This window comes from Salinibacter ruber DSM 13855, assembly GCF_000013045.1.
Taxonomy (GTDB): domain Bacteria; phylum Bacteroidota; class Rhodothermia; order Rhodothermales; family Salinibacteraceae; genus Salinibacter; species Salinibacter ruber.
In genome coordinates this window covers 2,278,500-2,295,664 of sequence record NC_007677.1, presented here as the reverse complement: position 1 = coordinate 2,295,664, position 17,165 = coordinate 2,278,500, and the positions used below count along the sequence as shown (strand labels likewise).

At 67.1% G+C, this 17,165-nt stretch carries 14 protein-coding genes; 8 read left to right on the top strand and 6 right to left on the bottom strand.

Going from position 1 to position 17,165, the window contains the following annotated elements; genetic code table 11:
• Nucleotides 1-104: 104 nt before the first annotated feature.
• The 3 genes from SRU_RS09790 to fbp all read left to right on the top strand — a co-directional run bounded on the left by SRU_RS09790 (nucleotide 105) and on the right by fbp (nucleotide 3,195).
• Nucleotides 105-1,274, top strand: a complete 1,170-nt coding sequence (locus SRU_RS09790) for a cysteine desulfurase family protein (RefSeq protein ID WP_013062282.1) — start codon at nucleotides 105-107, stop codon at nucleotides 1,272-1,274.
• A 51-nt stretch (nucleotides 1,275-1,325) separates the two neighbouring features.
• Complete coding sequence (locus SRU_RS09785; protein ID WP_013062281.1) at nucleotides 1,326-1,994, top strand: TIGR04282 family arsenosugar biosynthesis glycosyltransferase; 669 nt, start codon at nucleotides 1,326-1,328, stop codon at nucleotides 1,992-1,994.
• 115 nt (nucleotides 1,995-2,109) lie between these two features.
• Nucleotides 2,110-3,195 (top strand): class 1 fructose-bisphosphatase, encoded by a 1,086-nt coding sequence (gene fbp / locus SRU_RS09780; RefSeq protein ID WP_193345373.1) that lies wholly within the window; start codon nucleotides 2,110-2,112, stop codon nucleotides 3,193-3,195.
• Between the two features lie 99 nt (nucleotides 3,196-3,294).
• Here the strand turns inward: fbp and serS are convergent, their stop codons facing one another.
• Genes serS through SRU_RS09750 form a run of 6 tightly spaced genes read right to left on the bottom strand, consistent with a single transcriptional unit; the run spans nucleotide 3,295 to nucleotide 9,848 of the window.
• Entirely contained in the window at nucleotides 3,295-4,581 is a 1,287-nt protein-coding gene (serS, locus tag SRU_RS09775; protein ID WP_011404592.1) for a serine--tRNA ligase, read from the bottom strand.
• Nucleotides 4,582-4,627: 46 nt separating this feature from the next.
• Nucleotides 4,628-5,551, bottom strand: a complete 924-nt coding sequence (gene rfbD / locus SRU_RS09770; protein ID WP_011404591.1) for a dTDP-4-dehydrorhamnose reductase — start codon at nucleotides 5,549-5,551, stop codon at nucleotides 4,628-4,630.
• 27 nt (nucleotides 5,552-5,578) lie between these two features.
• A complete protein-coding gene (locus tag SRU_RS09765; protein ID WP_011404590.1) occupies nucleotides 5,579-6,022 on the bottom strand; it encodes an RNA polymerase subunit sigma-54 in 444 nt (147 codons plus the stop codon).
• 49 nt (nucleotides 6,023-6,071) lie between these two features.
• Nucleotides 6,072-6,626, bottom strand: coding sequence for an acyl-CoA thioesterase (locus SRU_RS09760; RefSeq protein WP_011404589.1), 555 nt, complete (start codon nucleotides 6,624-6,626; stop codon nucleotides 6,072-6,074).
• A gap of 51 nt (nucleotides 6,627-6,677) precedes the next feature.
• Nucleotides 6,678-7,955, bottom strand: coding sequence for a hypothetical protein (locus tag SRU_RS09755; RefSeq protein ID WP_011404588.1), 1,278 nt, complete (start codon nucleotides 7,953-7,955; stop codon nucleotides 6,678-6,680).
• Nucleotides 7,956-8,006: 51 nt separating this feature from the next.
• On the bottom strand, nucleotides 8,007-9,848 hold the full coding sequence (locus SRU_RS09750; protein ID WP_237701706.1) for a tetratricopeptide repeat protein: 1,842 nt from the start codon (nucleotides 9,846-9,848) through the stop codon (nucleotides 8,007-8,009).
• Nucleotides 9,849-10,073: 225 nt separating this feature from the next.
• On the opposite strand from SRU_RS09750, the gene SRU_RS09745 reads away from it, so the two are divergent.
• The 5 genes from SRU_RS09745 (at nucleotide 10,074) to SRU_RS09725 (ending at nucleotide 17,158) form a co-directional block, all read left to right on the top strand.
• Complete coding sequence (locus SRU_RS09745; RefSeq protein WP_011404586.1) at nucleotides 10,074-11,279, top strand: 1-deoxy-D-xylulose-5-phosphate reductoisomerase; 1,206 nt, start codon at nucleotides 10,074-10,076, stop codon at nucleotides 11,277-11,279.
• Nucleotides 11,280-11,348: 69 nt separating this feature from the next.
• Entirely contained in the window at nucleotides 11,349-12,791 is a 1,443-nt protein-coding gene (rseP, locus tag SRU_RS09740; RefSeq protein WP_011404585.1) for an RIP metalloprotease RseP, read from the top strand.
• Between the two features lie 70 nt (nucleotides 12,792-12,861).
• Nucleotides 12,862-13,788 (top strand): isoprenyl transferase, encoded by a 927-nt coding sequence (locus tag SRU_RS09735; RefSeq protein WP_011404584.1) that lies wholly within the window; start codon nucleotides 12,862-12,864, stop codon nucleotides 13,786-13,788.
• Between the two features lie 295 nt (nucleotides 13,789-14,083).
• Nucleotides 14,084-16,492 (top strand): outer membrane protein assembly factor BamA, encoded by a 2,409-nt coding sequence (gene bamA, locus SRU_RS09730; RefSeq protein ID WP_237701704.1) that lies wholly within the window; start codon nucleotides 14,084-14,086, stop codon nucleotides 16,490-16,492.
• A 57-nt stretch (nucleotides 16,493-16,549) separates the two neighbouring features.
• Complete coding sequence (locus tag SRU_RS09725; protein ID WP_011404582.1) at nucleotides 16,550-17,158, top strand: OmpH family outer membrane protein; 609 nt, start codon at nucleotides 16,550-16,552, stop codon at nucleotides 17,156-17,158.
• Nucleotides 17,159-17,165 lie beyond the last annotated feature (7 nt).

Genomic DNA, 17,165 nt, shown 5'->3' with positions numbered 1-17,165 from the left:
GACTGTGTCGCGTCCGAATCAGCCGACCCGCTGCTCCGTTGGATACATTTCCGAAGCGTCCCCGCCCGCCTCATTGTTTCTCAACGTCCCGCCCTTCTCCGTCGATGGAGCGCGTCTACCTCGATCATGCCGCCACCACGCCCCTCGACCCCGAGGTCTTTGAGGTGATGAAACCGTACCTGCTGGAGGAATACGGGAACGCGTCGTCGGTGCATCAGCTGGGGCGGCAGGCCCGGGTCGCGATGGAGGGGGCCCGAGAGCGCGTCGCGGACTGTTTGTGGGCCGAGTCGAGCGAGATTGTCTTCACCAGCGGGGGGACGGAGGCCGACAACCTGGCCCTGAAGGGGGTACTGGGGGCGGCGTCGACCGAGGCGGGGTCGGAGGCCGGCCTGGTCACCTCCACCGCCGAGCACAAGGCCGTCGTGGAACCGGCCCGGCGCATGATGGAGCAGGGGCGGCCCGTGACCCTGCTGTCGCCGGACGCCCACGGCGCCGTCACGCCCGAACAGGTGGAGGCGGCGCTCGACGAGGACACCGCCCTCGTGTCCCTCATGCACACGAACAACGAAATTGGGGTGCAGACCGACATTCCGGCCGTGGCGGCGGTCTGTGACAAGCACGACGTGCTGTTGCACTGCGACGCCGTGCAGGCGGCGGGCCTGCAGCCGCTCGACGTGGAGGCGCTCGGCGTGGACCTGCTCTCCCTGTCCGGCCACAAGTTCTACGGGCCGAAGGGGATCGGCGTGCTGTACGTCCGGAACGGCGTGGACCTCGGCCCGCTCGTGGAGGGGGGCTCCCAGGAGCGCGACCGCCGGGGCGGCACCCAGAACGTGGCCGGGGCCATCGGGCTGGCGGAGGCGCTGGAGCGGGCCGTGACGGAGGCGGAGGAACGGGCGGAGCGGTTGACCCGGCTCCAGCGGCGGCTCGTGGTGGGGCTCGATGAGGCGGTGCCCGGGCCGTACGTCTGCAACACGCCGCTGGACGAGGCCCCCGTTGCGCCCCACGTCGTGAACGTGGCCTTTCCGCCGGTCGGGGACGAGCCCCTCGACGGGGAGATGTTGATTCTGAATCTGGACATGCAGGGCATACTCGTCTCGGCCGGGTCGGCCTGCACCAGCGGCGCACTGGAACCGAGTCACGTCCTGACGGCCCTTGGCCTCGACCGCCCGACGGCCTCCGCCGCCGTTCGGTTCTCGCTGGGGGCGAAGACGACCGAGGAGGACATCGATGAGGCCCTCGACGCCCTCCACTCTACATTGCAGCGCATGCGCTGACGCCGGGCTGTGTGGCCTCCCGTCGCGTCCCACGATCCGCTTCCCCGTTCCATGGACACTGCCCTTCTCGTCTTTGCCAAGGTCCCGCGTCCGGGGGAGGTCAAAACACGCCTTACGCCGGCTCTCAGCGCCGCCGGGGCGGCCCGCCTCTACACGGCGTTCCTGCGGGACACGCTGCGGCAGGTCCTGCGGCTGAACGCCGACGTGCGGCTCTACCTGGCCCCGCCGCTGCCCGACGGGGAGCTCGACGCGGTGCCGTCCGGGGTGGACGTGCACGTGCAGACGGGGGACGGGCTCGGGGGGCGCATGGAGCAGGCCTTCCGGGAGACGCTGGGGGACGGCTACGGGCAGGTCCTCGTGATGGGGAGCGACCATCCGACCCTCCCTCGTTCGTTCCTGCAACGGGCGGACCAGGCCCTTCAGGAGTCGGGATCGCTCTGCATCGGCCCCACCGAGGACGGGGGGTTCTACCTGCTGGGCATGAGCGCCTTCTACCCACAGCTGTTCGACGAGATGAGCTACAGTCACGGTCAGGTGTTTGCGGAGACCCTGTCGCGGGCAGAGGGCACCGGGGCGGACGTGACGGTGCTCCCGCAGTGGTACGACGTGGATCGCCCCCGCGATCTGGACCGCCTGCTGACGGACCTGGACGACCGGCCCGCGGACGCCCCGAACACCCGGCGCGTCGCGGATCGGCTCGGGCTTGAGGCGCTCGCCTAGCGGAAGAGACGTGGGGCGCCGCTTGCATTTGGAACCGCTTCCGAAATCTTGTATCTTAGGGGCAAAGAAGCCCTGCTTCCCGCACGTTTCCTCTCACATCCCATCGACGCACGTCATGACCGGATCCCATCGCACGTCCCACGCCGGCGACGGCGCGCCCGAAGACGACCTGGGCACGTTTCAGACCCTGGAGCAATTCATTCTTGATCGACAAGACTCGTTCCCGCACTCCACCGGGGCGTTCTCGCGGCTGCTGCGCGACATCAGCCTGGCGGCCAAGATCGTGAACCGCGACATGCGCCGCGCCGGGCTTCTCGACGTGTACGGCAGCACCGGCGAGCGCAACGTGCAGGGGGAGGTCCAGCAGAAGATGGATGCCCTTGCCCACCGCGAGTTCGTGCAGGCGCTGCGGCGGGGCGGGGAGTGCTGCCTCATCGGCTCCGAGGAGCACGCGGAGGCGATTCCCCTGAGCACCGTTTCGAAGGAGGGCGACGGAAAGTACATCGTTCTTCTGGATCCCCTCGACGGCTCCTCCAACATTGACGTGAACGTGTCGGTGGGCACCATCTTCAGCATCTACCGGCTGCCGGACGGCTACGAAGAGGAGGAGCCGGATCCGGCGGCGGCCCTCCAGCCGGGGACCGAGCAGGTGGCCGCGGGCTACGTCGTCTACGGCTCCTCGACGATGCTGGTCTACACGACCGGAAATGGCGTGAACGGCTTCACGCTCGATCCGTCGATCGGGGAGTTTTTGCTGTCGCACCCCGACATCCAGACGCCGTCCCGAGGGCGGCTCTCCTCGATCAACAGCGGCTACTACCACTCCTTCGAGGAGGGGCTGCGGGACTATCTCGACTGGCTTCAGCAGAAGGACCCCGAGACCAACCGCCCCGCGAAGACGCGGTACATCGGCTCGTTCGTGTCGGACTTCCACCGGAATCTTTTGAAGGGGGGGATCTACATGTACCCGGCCACCGAGAGCAGTCCGGCGGGGAAGCTTCGCCTGATGTACGAGGCCAATCCGATGGGCTTCATTGCCGAGCAGGCCGGCGGGGCGGCGTCGGACGGGCACCGGCGCATTCTGGAAAAGGAGCCGGACAAGCTTCACCAGCGCACGCCGCTCTTCATCGGCAGCGAAGAGATGGTTCGTCGGGCCGAGGCGTTTCTGCAGGGCGAGCCGGAGCGGGCGTTGTCGGCATGATGCGTGGAAAAGCGTGACCCTTGAGGGCGTGAACGGAGAGCGGGAGTTGGTCCTCGGGGCCCCGTCACGCATCACGCATCACGAGACACGCGTCCCGCATCACGCTTCTGCCCCGATTCGGGCAAACCCGGTGTAGGGGTGGAGCGCCTCCGGCAGTTCGATGGAGCCGTCGGGCTGCTGGTTGTTTTCGAGGAGGGCCGCTACGATGCGGGGAAAGGCGAGGCCGCTTCCGTTGAGGGTGTGGACGAGTTCGGGCTTGGCCTCCGGCTCGAGCCGGTAGCGGATCTGTGCGCGGCGGGCCTGAAAGGCCTCGAAGTTGGAGACGGAGGACACTTCCAGCCAGCGTTCTTGCGCCGCGCTCCACACCTCCAGGTCGTATACCTTGGCCTGCGTGAAGCCCATGTCGCCGGTGCACATGAGGAGGCGGCGGTAGGGAAGGTCGAGGGCGTCGAGGGCGCTTTCGGCGTCCTCCAGAAGCGCGTCGAGCGCGCGGTAGCTCTCGTCGGGGGGCACGATCCGCACGAGCTCGACCTTGTCGAACTGGTGCAGGCGGTTGAGGCCGCGCACGTCCGAGCCGTAGCTGCCGGCCTCGCGCCGCCAGCAGGGCGAGTAGGTGCAGTACCGACGGGGCAGGTCGTCGGCCGCGAGGATCTCGTCCCGGTGAAAGTTGGTGACGGGCACCTCGGCGGTGGGGATGGGGTAAAAGTCGTCGCGCGGAATCTCGTACATCAGAGCGTCCTTGTCCGGAATCTGACCGGTGCCCTTTGCGCTCTCCGGGTTGACGAAGAGCGGGGCCTGCATTTCGGTGTATCCGCGCTCCCGGGCGCGGTCCAGGAAGAAGTTGAGGAGGGCCCGCTGGAGCCGAGCCCCCTTGCCGAGGTAAAACGGGAACCCGCTTCCCGCCACCTTGGCGCCCCGCTCCAGGTCCACGAGATTATGCCGGTCGGCCAGCTCCCAGTGCGGCGCCGGGTCGAAGTCGAACGCGGGCATCTCGCCGACCGTCGCCTCGACCTCGTTGTCGTCCTCGTCCGCCCCGACCGGAACGCTCGGGTGCGGAATGTTGGGAAGCTCCAGCACGAGCTCCTCCTGCCGGGCCTCCGCCTCCTGCACCTCCTCCTTCAGGCGATTGATCTTCTCCTTCATCCGGCCGGTCTTTTCAATAATCGCCTCCGCCTCCTCGTCCTTGCCCTCTCGCTTCAAGGCCCCGATTTGCTGCGAGAGCTCGTTCTGACGAGACTGCACGTCTTGCAGCTCCGTGATGGCAGACCGGCGCGTCTCGTCGATCTCGAGGAGCGTGTCGACGAGGTCGGGCGAGCCGATGCCTTTGGCCCGGAGGGCCTCCTTGACGCGGCGGGGATCGTTGCGGACGGTGTCGAGGTCGAGCATGAGAGTGCGGGGTCCAGAGTGGAACGGACGAGGGAAACGATACAGGTTACGAGCCGGAGAAGCCCTGCAGGGACTCCTGCACGTCGCGGAGGCCGGCGTCGAGCGGGCGTGGGTCGTAGTCGAGTTCGTCCCGGGCCTTGTCGATGACGAAGCCGGTGCGCGGGGGGCGTTCCACGGCGTCCTCGAAGAAGCTGCTCGGCACGGGCTCGACCAGGGAGGCGTCGAGCCCAAATTCCTGCGCCACGGCACCGGCCAGCTCGTAGACCGAGACCATGTCGGCCCCGGACACGTGGTAGATGCCGGTCGCCTCGTGGTGAAGCAGGCGCTCGATGCCGTCGGCCAGGTCGTCGACGTGCGTAGGGGTGCGATGCTGGTCGTCGACGATGTGGAGGGACTCCCCCTGAGACAGCTGGTCGGCAACCCAGAGGACGATGTTCGAGCGGCGGAGGTCCCGGCCCGTGCCGTAGAGCAGGACGGTGCGCACGATGGCCCAGTTGGCGCGCCCGGCCTCCCGCACGGCGTTTTCGCCCGCCAGCTTGGTGCGCCCGTAGTAGTTGACGGGGTCGGGGCGGGCCTGTTCGTCGTAGGGGCCGCGTTTGCCGTTAAAGACGAAGTCGGTAGAGACCTGCACGAGGCGGGCTCCGCTGGTGCGGCAGTGCTTCGCCAGTGTTTTGACGGCACGCGCATTGACGGCCCACGCCTCGCTTCGGTGCTCGTCGCACCGGCCCACGTCGGTCATCGCGGCGCAGTTTACGACCACGTTGGGGGTAAAGTCCTCGAAGATTTGGGCCACGTCGTCCGGCTGCGTCACGTCGAGCGGGGCGTAGCCACACGACCCGTCTTCGAACCGGGGGGCGTCGTCCCGAGCGGTCGCGAGCACGTCGTACTCGCGGTTTTGGCTGAGGCGATGGACCAGGGCCTGCCCGAGCAGTCCGTTGGCGCCGGTAATGAGAACGCGGTTGAACAGCATAGGGGGCAGTTGCGGGACGCCGGGGGATCAAGGGGAGCGGAGGTAGTAGCGGAGGCCGGCATTGGCGTCAATCGACGCCTGGGTACTGGGCAAAAACCGGAGGACGGGCGTCACATGCAAGAAGACCTCGAAGCGTTCGGCGTAAAAATTGAGTCCAACCTCCCCACTCAGGCCGAGGCGCAGACGGGGGGATTGTGCGAGCCGGGACGGGCCGACGACCACGCCGGGGCCCGCGAAGAGGTGAAGGGGGGAACCGGGAAGGGGGCGCTCCCAGAGCCGGTGCACGTGGCCGACGACGAAGTCGTCGCCGTCGGTGCTGACGATCCCGTCGTACGCGACGGGGGACGAGCGGTACCACTTGAGGGCCAGCCCGCCGGGGCGACCGACCTGGAACCCGGCGCCCAGGGCCCCGGGCTGTCGCTGGGCCACGGCCGGAGAAGCGGTGGCAATCAACAGGGCCAGGACAAGCATGAGGGCCAGTGCTCGGGCCGGACGGGGCCCCGTTGCAGCGCCGGTCGGTTCACGCAGGGGCATCCGTCGAGTGCTGTAGTGCCGTCAGCATGTCTTCCTTGAGGCTCGCCGCGTCCTCGAGGTCCTTGCGCCCGGCGAGCACGAGGCGAATGTCGCGGCGCTTGGCGGCGGCCTCGTAGCGGTCCTGCTCCTGCTCCGTGCTGGGGGACACGTCCGGGACGGGCACCGTGCCGCCGTCCTCGTCCAGGGCCACGTACGTGTAGAAGGCGCGGTTGCACGTCCGGTGCGTCTCTTCGAGCGGGTTTTCGGCCCAGACGTTAAGCTCCACCTCCATCGACGTCCGGAAGGCCCGATTGACGTGGCTCTCAATCACGACCACCTCGCCCTCCTGGATGGCCGACTGAAACTCGACGCTATCCACGGCGGCGGTCACGCAGACGCGATTGGCGTGTCGCTGGGCGGAGATGGCCGCACACTTGTCCATCAGGTGCAGCAGTCGGCCGCCCATCATGTTGCCGAGGCCATTCGTGTCGTTGGGGAGGACGATCTCGGTCATCTTGCACTTGGAGGCCGAGACCGGTTTGGGGGAACGGGGCGAACTCATAGAGGGGGAGGCGAAGGAGAAACGGCGAACGGAGGCGACGCGCCGCGGACGTCAGGTCTTCTGTTTCTTTTTCTTGGCGGCGGGGAAGAGGATGTTGTTCAGAATAAGCCGGTAGCCGGGCGACTTGGGGTGCAGCGACAAATCGGTGGGCGGGTCCCCCACGAAGTGCTGGTAGTCTTCCGGGTCGTGGCCGCTGTAGAAGGTGAACGTGCCCTGCCCGTGCGTGCCGTGAATGTACCGCACCTGTGGGCGGTCGGGGGCCTCCCCGAGAACCACCACGTCCTCCTTCAACACGTCCTCGTTGAAGGCCGTGGCCTGCCCCACGAACCCCTTGACGGTCGCCACGTGATTCTGCGTGAGCATGCTGGGGACCGGGTCCCACTTGGCGCTGAACTCAAAGAGGGTAAAGTAGTCCAGCGAGGGGTCCCGCATCTCCGGGGGCGGCGGGCCCACGTCAATGGTGGAGTGCTCGTACTCGCGGGCGTTGAGGTTGGGGGTGAAATCGCGGAAGGCGAGCGTGTTGCTGAAGTCGAGCTGGTCCAGCGCGTTCGGGTCCACCGGGTCCCCGTCGTACTCCTCGGGCACGATGTCGGTCTGGTGGGCGGCGAGAGCGATGTCGAAGGTCTCGGTGCCGGAGCACATCGAGAACAGGAAGCCGCCCTGTGCGACGTACTGCTTGAGGCGCTCGGCCACGGCCAGCTTCAGCTGGCTCACCTTGCGGAACCCAAACTCCTCGGCCGCCGCTTCGGCCCTGTTCTGTTTTTGGATGTACCAGGGCTCGTTGCGGTAGCGGATGAACTTGCCGAACTGGCCGGTGAAGTCCTCGTGGTGGAGGTGCAACCAGTCGTAGGACGCGAGGTCGCCGTTGAGCACCTCCTCGTCGTAGATCACGTCGTGGGGCACCTCGGCGTACTCCAGGGCCAGGCGCACGGCGTCGTCCCACGGCACGGCCCCGTCCGGCGCGTACACGGCAATCTCGGGGGCCTTCTCGAGGGGCACGACGGACTTGTTGCTGCCGTCGGCCTCCACCTCCGCGATAATCTTCGACGCCCGCCCGGCGCTCACGGGCGTGAAGGTGACGCCGCGGACCTGCAGCTCCTGACGAACGGCGTCGCTGGCCTCGGCGAGGAACGCCCCGCCGCGGTGATTGAGGAGCCAGTCGACCGTCCGGCCGTCCTGGAGCGCCGCGTAGACGGCCCCGTAGGCCTTCAGGTGGTTCTCCTGCTGGTCGTCCATCGGGATGAGCAGGTCCTGCGCCGCGGCCAGGGGCGTGGTGACGACGCAGACCACGAACGCAGCGGCAAGGGCAAAAACGGACCGGAGGCGCATCGTAGAGGAAGCGGGTTGGGCAAAGGCGTTTCGGGAGCAACGGGCGAGGCGTCAGCCCTGGGACCGGCGGAGGACACGAAGGCGGCTCCGGGCATCCCCCGCGAGGAGGGACGTGGGGTATTCCGACAAGAGGCGGTCGTAGGTCTCGACGGCCGCCGCGGGGCGGCCATTTGCCTCGAGGAGCGACGCGCTCCGGAACAGACTGCGGTCGGCGAAGGGACTGCGCGGGTGCCGCTCCGGCACGGCCCGAAACGCCGTAAGGGCCGCCGAGGTGTCGTGGCGGGCGAGGTGGATGTTGGCCCGCCGGAACCGAGCGTCGTCGGCGAGCGGGTGCCGCGGGTGCCGCCGCAGGAGGGCATCGAGCGAGTCGAGCGCGCGGCCGTAGGCGTGCTGCCGCTCGTGGAGCCGAACGCGAGCGAAGGTACGAAGGGGCGTGTCGAGCGAGTCGGGGCCGCGGGCCTCCTGCAAGAGGGTTTTCAGCGCAATGGCGTCGTTGGCCACGTCCGCCGATGGGTTTTCGCTGATGGAGGCGGCCCGGGCCGCCGTAGCGTCGAACTCCCCCTGGTAAAAGTGCAGGAGCGCCAGTTCGTACTGGGCCTGGTCGGCGAGGTCGCTCGACTGCGCGTTGGCGGCCAGGCGGGAAAAGAGAAGACGGGCGCGGTCCAGCGAGTCCCGAAGGACCGCAATGCGGCCCCGTTGATACTGGCCCTCCTCGGCGGCCGTGGTTTCTGGGTGATTCGAGACGAGCTGGCTGAGGGTCTCCTGGGCATCGTCCAGGTTGCGGTAGGCGTCGATCTGGAGCGTCCCGAGCCGGAGAAGGGCTGCCGGATAATCCGCGTGCCCCGGGTTCTCGCGAAGGAACGTTTTGTAGGCCGTCCGGGCTCGGGCGTACCGGACAGAGTCTTGGGCGGCCGTGGTGGAGTCGGCCCCCTGGTCGGCCCAGCGGCGGTAGAGGTCGCCCCGGAGCTTCTGCGCCTCCGGGGCGACGCCCGACCGCGGATACTGCTCCTGGATGGCCTCGCAGGCCCGAGTGGCCACGCCGTAGCGTTGCGCGTCGGCGGCCCGGCGGGCGAACCCGAAGAGGATCTGCCCCTGGCGGTCCCCGAGACGGTCCAGGGCCCGGTACTCGTCGAACGCCGCCGCGTAGTCGTCCTGCTCCGTGTGCAGCCACGCGAGGAGCGTCCGGTAGGCCTCGTTCAGGGGATTCTCCTGAACCGTCTGCTGGAGCACCTGGATGCTGGCCGCAATGCCCTGCCCCTGTTCGACAAACGTCCGAAGGCGGCTCCGAACGTAGTTGAGGCGGTTGGGGGCCTCGGCGAGAAACGCGACGTACTCCTGCATGGCGGCCTCAAACTGGCCGTCCAGGCCGTACAGGTGGGCGAGCTCGGTCCGGAACGCGTCGGGCTGGTCGAGGGCGGCGCGCCCCTCCTGGAGGACCGCGATGGCCTTGCGGAACTGGCGAAGCTCGGCCAGGGTGTTGTAGACGGTTCGGTACGTCTGGGGCTCGTTGGGGGCGAGTGCGAGCGCCCGATCCCACGTGGCATCGGCGGCCTCCCCCTCGCCCTTCTGGTACTGAAGACGGGCTTTCTCGGCGAGGCGGGAAACGGTCGGGGGGGAGCCGATGCGCTCCTCCACCAGCCGGAGGGCGTCGCGGTAGCGCTTGAGGCTCTCGTAGGCCTGCTTCAGCTTTCGGTAGAACGCCGCGTTCTCCGGGGCGTTGGAGTAAAGTGACTCCAGCAGGGGAAGGGCGCGTTCGGGCCGGTCGGCACGGAGGAACTCGTTGGCCCGCTGGAATTTCCTCAGTTGCGTGCTGTCGGACCGCTGGGCGTGGGCGGGGCCGGCCACGGGCCCGAGCAGGAGCCCGAGGGCGAGCACGATCGGCAGGCAGCGCATGCCTTCGGCGGAAAGGGACCGTGGCAGTAGGGGACGGGTCACGGCGGGGGAGAAGGCGTGCGGGGAAATCCGGTACGTCCAGCGGACGGGGGCGTCCCGTTGGTAGACAGTGGTACCCTACGGCGCGCCCGAGACGGACGTTTCCGTGCCCGGGCTGACCTCGCGACGCGGCGACCGGCGACGCGGCAGGTTCGACTTTTTGCTCGTTTAGTGTGGCACAATCTCATGGACGCAGTCTCCCAGAACGGAACGTCGGCCTCGGAGCCGCGACGGCTCGCCCTGCTCGGGGCGACCGGATCGATTGGCACCCAGACACTTGAGGTCGTCCGGCTCTTTCCGGACCGGTTCGACGTGCGGGTGCTCACCTGTCGCCAGAATGTGGAGCGCCTTGCCGCGCAGGTTCAAGAGTTCCGTCCCGAGTGCGTGGCCGTCGGGTCCGCCGAGAGCGCCGAGGCGTTCAAGAAAACGCTGCCGGCGGACGCGCCGGACGTGCGGGTCCTCGTGGGGACGGAGGGGCTCTGCGAGGCGGCCACGCGGTCGGACGTGGACGTGGTGCTGGGGGCGGTGGTCGGCTTTGCGGGGCTCCGGCCCATCCTGAGGGCGGTGCGGGCGGGGAAGCAGGTCGCCCTCGCCAACAAAGAAACGTTGGTCGTGGGGGGCGCGCTGGTCACGCAGGCCGTGGCGGACGGAGGCGGGCAGCTACTGCCCGTCGACAGCGAGCACTCGGCAATTTTTCAGTGCCTGGCGGGCGAGTCCGAGCGGGCGGTCGAGGAGCTCGTGCTGACCGCGTCCGGCGGGCCGTTCTGGGACCGCCCGGCCGACACCTTCGGCGACATTACGGTGGAGGAGGCCCTCGACCATCCGAACTGGTCGATGGGGGCGAAAATCACGGTCGACTCCGCCACCATGATGAACAAGGGGCTGGAGGTGATTGAGGCGAAGTGGCTGTTCGACGTGCCGGTCGACCGCATTCAGGTGCTCGTCCACCCGCAGTCCATCGTGCACTCGATGGTGTCGTTTGCCGACGGGGCCGTGAAGGCGCAGCTCGGCGTCCCGGACATGAAGGTGCCCATTCAGTACGCGCTGAGCTACCCGTCCCGCTGGCCCGCGTCCCACGAGCGACTGGACTGGGACGAACTCTCGCGCCTCGACTTCGAGCGGCCGGACCTGGAGAAATTTCCGTGCCTGCGGCTCGCCTACGACGCCCTGGAGGCGGGGGGCACGGCCCCGGCCCTCCTGAACGCCGCCAACGAGGCGGCCGTGGGGCGCTTTCTGGAGGGCCAACTGGGCTTCCTGGACATTCCCCGTGCCGTTGAACGGGTGCTTGAGCAGCTCCCCGTGCAGGCCAGTCCCACCCTGGACGATCTGGTGGCGGCGGACACGGAGGCCCGCCGGCGGGTCGAGGAACTCCCCTTACCGACATCAAATTGAACGACAGGATGAATCCGTCGCTGCCTTTCCACTGAGGCGTACTGGCCTCCCGGTCCTCACTGCTGCTGTATGGAGCTTGTAGTCAGCGTTCTCACGTCCACCCTCTGGGTGCTCCTCGCACTCACCATCCTGGTGTTCGTCCACGAGCTGGGCCACTTCCTGACGGCCAAGTACTTCGACATGCGGGTCGAGCGCTTCTCGATCGGGTTTCCGCCGACGCTGTTCGGGCGGACGTACGGAGACACCGAGTACGCAGTGGGGGCCACGCCGCTGGGCGGCTACGTGAAAATCAGCGGCATGATCGACGAGAGCCTCGACACCGACCACGTGGAGACCGACCCCGAGCCGTGGGAGTTTCGGGGAAAGCCCGTCTGGCAGCGCATCATTGTGATCAGTGCTGGGGTGATATTCAACGCCATCCTGGCCATCGTGATCTTCGGTGGGCTAAGCTGGAGCGAGGGCGATACCTACATCCCCGCGGAGAACGTGGAGCAGGTGTACGTGGAAGAGGGATCGGTCGCCCACGATTTGGGACTGCGAACGGGGGACCGCATCGTCCGGGTGAACGGCAGCGATTTTGAGCGCTTCCGGCAGGTGGAGCCGTCGTCGCTCATTGCGGCGGACACGCTGACCATCACCGTCGTCCGGGACGGAGAGCGACAGACCATCACCGGCCCCCCCAACTTCATCTCGCGGTTGAGCCGCGCCCGAAGCAACGAGCAGGGCTTTGGGCTCGGGTTTCAGCCTGCGCTCATTGGGGCCGTGGAGGCCGGCAGCCCGGCCGACTCGGTGGGGCTGCAGACGGGAGACCGGATCTATGCCCTCCAGAGCGATACGGTGCGGTTCTGGCGGGAAATGAGTGCACGTCTGCAGCAGGCAGAGGGGGCGCGGGTGGCGATGCGGTGGTTTCGTCCAGACTCCCTCGTTGGGGAGTCGGACCGGTCGCGGTCGCCACGAGTCGTTCGGCGCACCAGTCAAGGCGTCGTGTTTGCGGACTCGGTCGCCGCCCGCTACGATTCGAAGCGGGAGCGGTACCTCCTCGGGGTTCGGAGTCCCAGGGCGAGCTCGGTGACGCGGCAGGCCCTGTTCGACGAGTTTGGGATCCGGACCGTGACGTACGGCCCCCTGGCCGCGCTGAAGGCAGGGGCCGTGGACACCTGGACCTACGGCCGCAACATCGTCGTTACCCTGAAGCGGATTGCCGAGGGGCGCGACAGCCTGACCGACAGCCTCGGTGGGCCGGTGATGATCGCGGACGTGACCAGCGAGGCAGCGGCGGCGGGGGCCACTGCGTACTGGCGGCTCATCGCGGCGCTCTCGATCACGCTGGCCATCATGAACATCCTCCCCATCCCGGCGCTGGACGGCGGGCAGCTGTTGTTCCTGCTCTACGAGGCGGTCACGCGCCGCCGCCCCTCCGTGCGGGTGCGGCTCGTGGCCCAGCAGGTGGGGATGATTTTGCTGATTGGGTTCATGGCGTTCCTCATCTTTAACGACATTCTACGGCTGTAGTCCAGGGGCCGGGGGGGCTCCGGGAGGGCGGTTGACACAAAATGCGTAGGCGGGGCCGTTGACCTTCGAGATGGCGCCTCGTAGGTTACCACCCTGTTGCACTTCGCAAAACCGGGGAGAGTGCGTCCCCCATCGTGCGTACATTCGGACGGAGCGACGTAGTCCCATGGCATCGTCTCGGCATCCCTCAGCGAACGGATCCGCCCAGTGTGAAGCGGCCGAGCTCAGTGACGAGCAGCGGCAGCGTGCCCTCCGGGATCGGGGAGAGCTCCCGGCCCACGTGGCCTGTATCATGGACGGGAACGGCCGCTGGGCCCAGGAGCGGGGCGAGGCCCGGGTCGTGGGGCACCACGAGGGCGTGACGTCCGTCCGCGACGTGACGGAGGCCTGCGCGGAGCTCGGCATCGACTACCTCACCCTCTACACGTTTAGCACCGAAAACTGGGAGCGGCCCGACGCGGAGATCAATGCGCTGATGGAACTCCTGGTACAGACCGTGAAGGAGGAGCGGGACACGCTGATGGAGAATGGGGTGCGGCTGCAGACCATCGGCGACCTGTCGGAGCTCCCCGGGTCGTGCCAGGACGCCCTCCGTCAGACCAAGCGGGACACGGCCGAGAACGACCGCATGACGCTCACCCTCGCGCTCTCCTACAGCGGGCGCTGGGAAATCGTGCGGGCTGCCCGAGACCTTGCCACCAAGGTCGAAGAGGGAGAGTGTTCGCCGGACGACATCGACGCGGCCCTGTTCGAGGAGCAGCTCGACACGTCGGGCATGCCGGACCCGGACCTTCTGGTTCGGACGGGGGGCGAGTTCCGTCTCTCCAATTTCCTGCTCTGGCAGAGCGCCTACACGGAGTTTTACATCACCGACGAGTTCTGGCCGGCGTTTCGGCGGCCCCAGCTGTACGCGTCCATTCGCAGCTACCAGGACCGAGACCGACGGTTCGGCCGCATCGAGTGCGCCTCCGCCGACGATCCCGGCCCTGGGACGTAGCGGGAGGCGACCGGCCTGGACGGTCTTTAGTCGGGGGAGAGAATAATTCCCGGGGAAGGCGCGTTAAAGGAAGTGCGCACATCCGTTCCCCCGAAACCGCCCGCGTGGACTCCTGTTTTACCGGGCTGATTGCCATACAACGACGTCCTTCAACGAGCACCCAATCAGCATGCGCCTACGGCTGCCCGCTTTTGTTCTCGCTGTGCTCTTTGTCGGTGCGCCCCTTGCCGGGGCTGCACAGACGACGAGTCCCGCGTCCGGATCGGGAAGTGCGGCTGCGCCACGCCCCACGTTCGTGGTTGAAGACATCCAGGTGCGTGGGGTGGAAGATGCGCAGACGCGCCAGTTCGTCATCCAGTCGAGCGGCCTGGCGGCGGGCCAGGAAGTGACGCTCCCGTCCGGCCAGGCCATCAGCCAGGCCATCCGCGCCATCTACGACCTCCGAACGTTCTCGGACGTCTCCATCCACCGGACCGACCAATCGGGGGGCAACGTGACGCTCGTCATCGACGTGACGCCCGAGCCCACCCTTACCGCCTACAAGCTACAGGGCATCGACGATGGGGATCGTGAGGACCTGAAGAAGCAGATTCCCCTCCTGAAGGGAAGCCCCGCTCGTCCCTCCGACGTGGAGCGGGCCAAGCAGATCATCAAAAACTTCTACAAGGACGAGGGCTATCTGCGGACGGACGTCAGCGTGCAGCGCACGAGCACCCAGGACAACCGCGTCCGACTGGTCTTCAACGTAGATCGGAAGGAGGAGATCGAGGTCGAGCGCATCCGCTTCCTCGGCAACGAACGATTTGACGATGGGGACCTGCGGGGGGCGATGGAGGAGACGCGCGAAAACCGCTGGTGGCGCATCTGGAAGGGCGAGCAGTTCAAGCGGGACGCCTACGAGGACGACCTTGATCTCGTCATCGATCTGTACCGCGAGCACGGCTACTACGACGCCCAGATCGTCCGGGACTCGGTATACTACATGGGAGACGGCGGGCTCGGGATCGACGTGAAGGTGCGGGAGGGCGACCAGTACTATGTGCGCGAGGTCGACTGGAAGGGCAACAGCGTCTATCCGGACCGGGTCCTGTCCGAGCAGTTGGGGCTCACGGAGGGCGAGGTGTACAACGGCAAGGCCCTCGACGAGAACCTATACGGCAGCGGGCGGCAGAGCGGGGTGCTGGGCCTCTACATGGACCGCGGCTACATGCGGGCGGACGTGCAGCCAACGGTACGGGTCGCAGAGGGGGACTCGCTCGACATTACGATGGACGTGCGGGAGGGAGAGATCTACAACTTCGGCGACGTCAACATCACCGGCAACACGAAGACCAAAGACTACGTCATTCGTCGGGAGCTGTACACGGTGCCCGGCGATCGGTTCAGCCGGAGCGCGATTCAGGAGTCGATTCGCCGCCTCAATCAGCTGGACTACTTCAGTCAGGAATCCCTGTCCGGCGGGCCCGACATCAGTGTCGACCAGGAAGAAAAAGAGGCGGACGTCAGCTACAGCGTCGAGGAGGTGGGGAGCGACCAGCTCCAGCTCTCCGGAACGTTCGGGCAGTTCGGGCTCGTCCTCCAGCTTGGATTTCAGTTCAACAATTTCTCGGCCCAGAACCTGTTCGAGGGCGACGCCTGGCGCCCGCTTCCGTCCGGCGATGGCCAGAAGCTGAGCGTGAACGTGCGGACCAACGGCACCTACTACCAGAACTATTCGCTCTCCTTCACGGAGCCCTGGTTCGGGGGCAGCCCGACGCCGGTCGGGGGCTCGGTGTCGTACTCGAAGTACACCCGCTCGGTCTTCGGGGGGCGCAGCGCCTCTCGTGGCATCCGCGACGGCCGGTTCCAGAACATCTCGGCCAACCTGTTCGTCCGCCAGCGGCTAAACTGGCCCGACGACAAGTTCATGGTTGGGTCGCGCGTGGGATTTCAGCTTTACGACAATCGGGGCCGCGACGCGAGTACCGGAAATCGGCGTCCCCTCTTCGGCAGCGTCCCGTACGGCACCAACCAGTCCATCACGTTCCGGCAGTCGCTGAGCCGCAATTCCGTCGACAACCCCACCTTCCCCCGCACCGGGTCGAAGGTGTCGCTCTCGGTGGAGGTGGCCCCGCCGATCGGCGACCTGGTTCAGTACCACAAGTGGCGGCTCAATTCGAGCTGGAACGTCCCGATTGGGGAGAACTTCTCGTTCGGCGTCGGGACCAACTTCGGCTACATTGGCTCCATCACCGGCGATCCGGTCCGGTTCGAGACCTTCGAGGTGGGCGGGACGCCGTTCGACTACCAGGGCGGCACGTTCGGGACGGACCCGGTCTTCATGCGCGGATACCCGCGCGGCGTGATCGGTCCGCTCAACCGCACTCGTGGGGGCAACCTGCAGCCACAGGGCGGTCAGGTGATGAACAAGTACACCTCCGAGTTTCGGTGGAAGGCGGTCGAGTCGCAGCAGCTGCAGGCGCGTCCGTATGTGTTCCTCGACGCGGCCAATGCGTGGAACAGCCTGAACGCGTACACCCCCAACGACCTGTACCGGTCGGCCGGGGTGGGCGTGAAGCTGTTCCTTCCCATTGTGGGCATGATCGAGTTTAACTACGGATACAACTTTGAATCCTACCGCTCGCTCGAAACGAGCAACATCGAGTCCCCGGGCTGGTCCTTCCAGTTCTCGCTGGGGCAGGGCTTCGGCGGGGGCGGACGCTAGTGGATGGAGGAGGGACGATCGCTCGCGTACACAGAGCCGGTTGCCGACCCGAGTGCCATGCAGGATCAGCGATGCGGTGGAGGCGGCACGGTCCGGAACGCTCTTGCCCCCCCTACGCGGCATCTGGCCCGCGTTGTCGTGATGGCCGCCGCGCTGTGCGTGCTGTGGGGGGGCGAGGCACGCGCCCAGCAGAAGATTGGGTACATCGACTCGCAGGCCATTCTGGAGAAGCTTCCGGAATACGCGAGCGTGGAGCAGAAACTCGACCAGTTGGAGGACGAGTGGCGCGCCGAAATCGAGGCCCAGGAGGAACAGGTACAGGCCCTGCGGGACGAGTACCGGGCGTGGGAGCTGCTCTACACCGACGAGGAGCGTCGGCAGAAGCAGGCGGCCATCCAGAAGGCCCGGGAAAAGGTCGACCGGCTACGCCAGCGATACTTCGGGCCGGACGGCCGGCTCTACACCCGGCAGCAGGAGCTCATGCGCCCCATCCAGGAGCGCATCCTCGACGCTACGGAGGAGGTTGCCACGGAGGAAGGGTACGACTACGTCTTTGACAAGAGCGAGAAGGTGCTCTTCATGTACGCCCGGCAGGACCACAACTTGAATCGTCGGGTGCTCCGGGCACTCGGGATCACCCCCGGGCAACAGACGGAGGGGCAATGACCGAGCC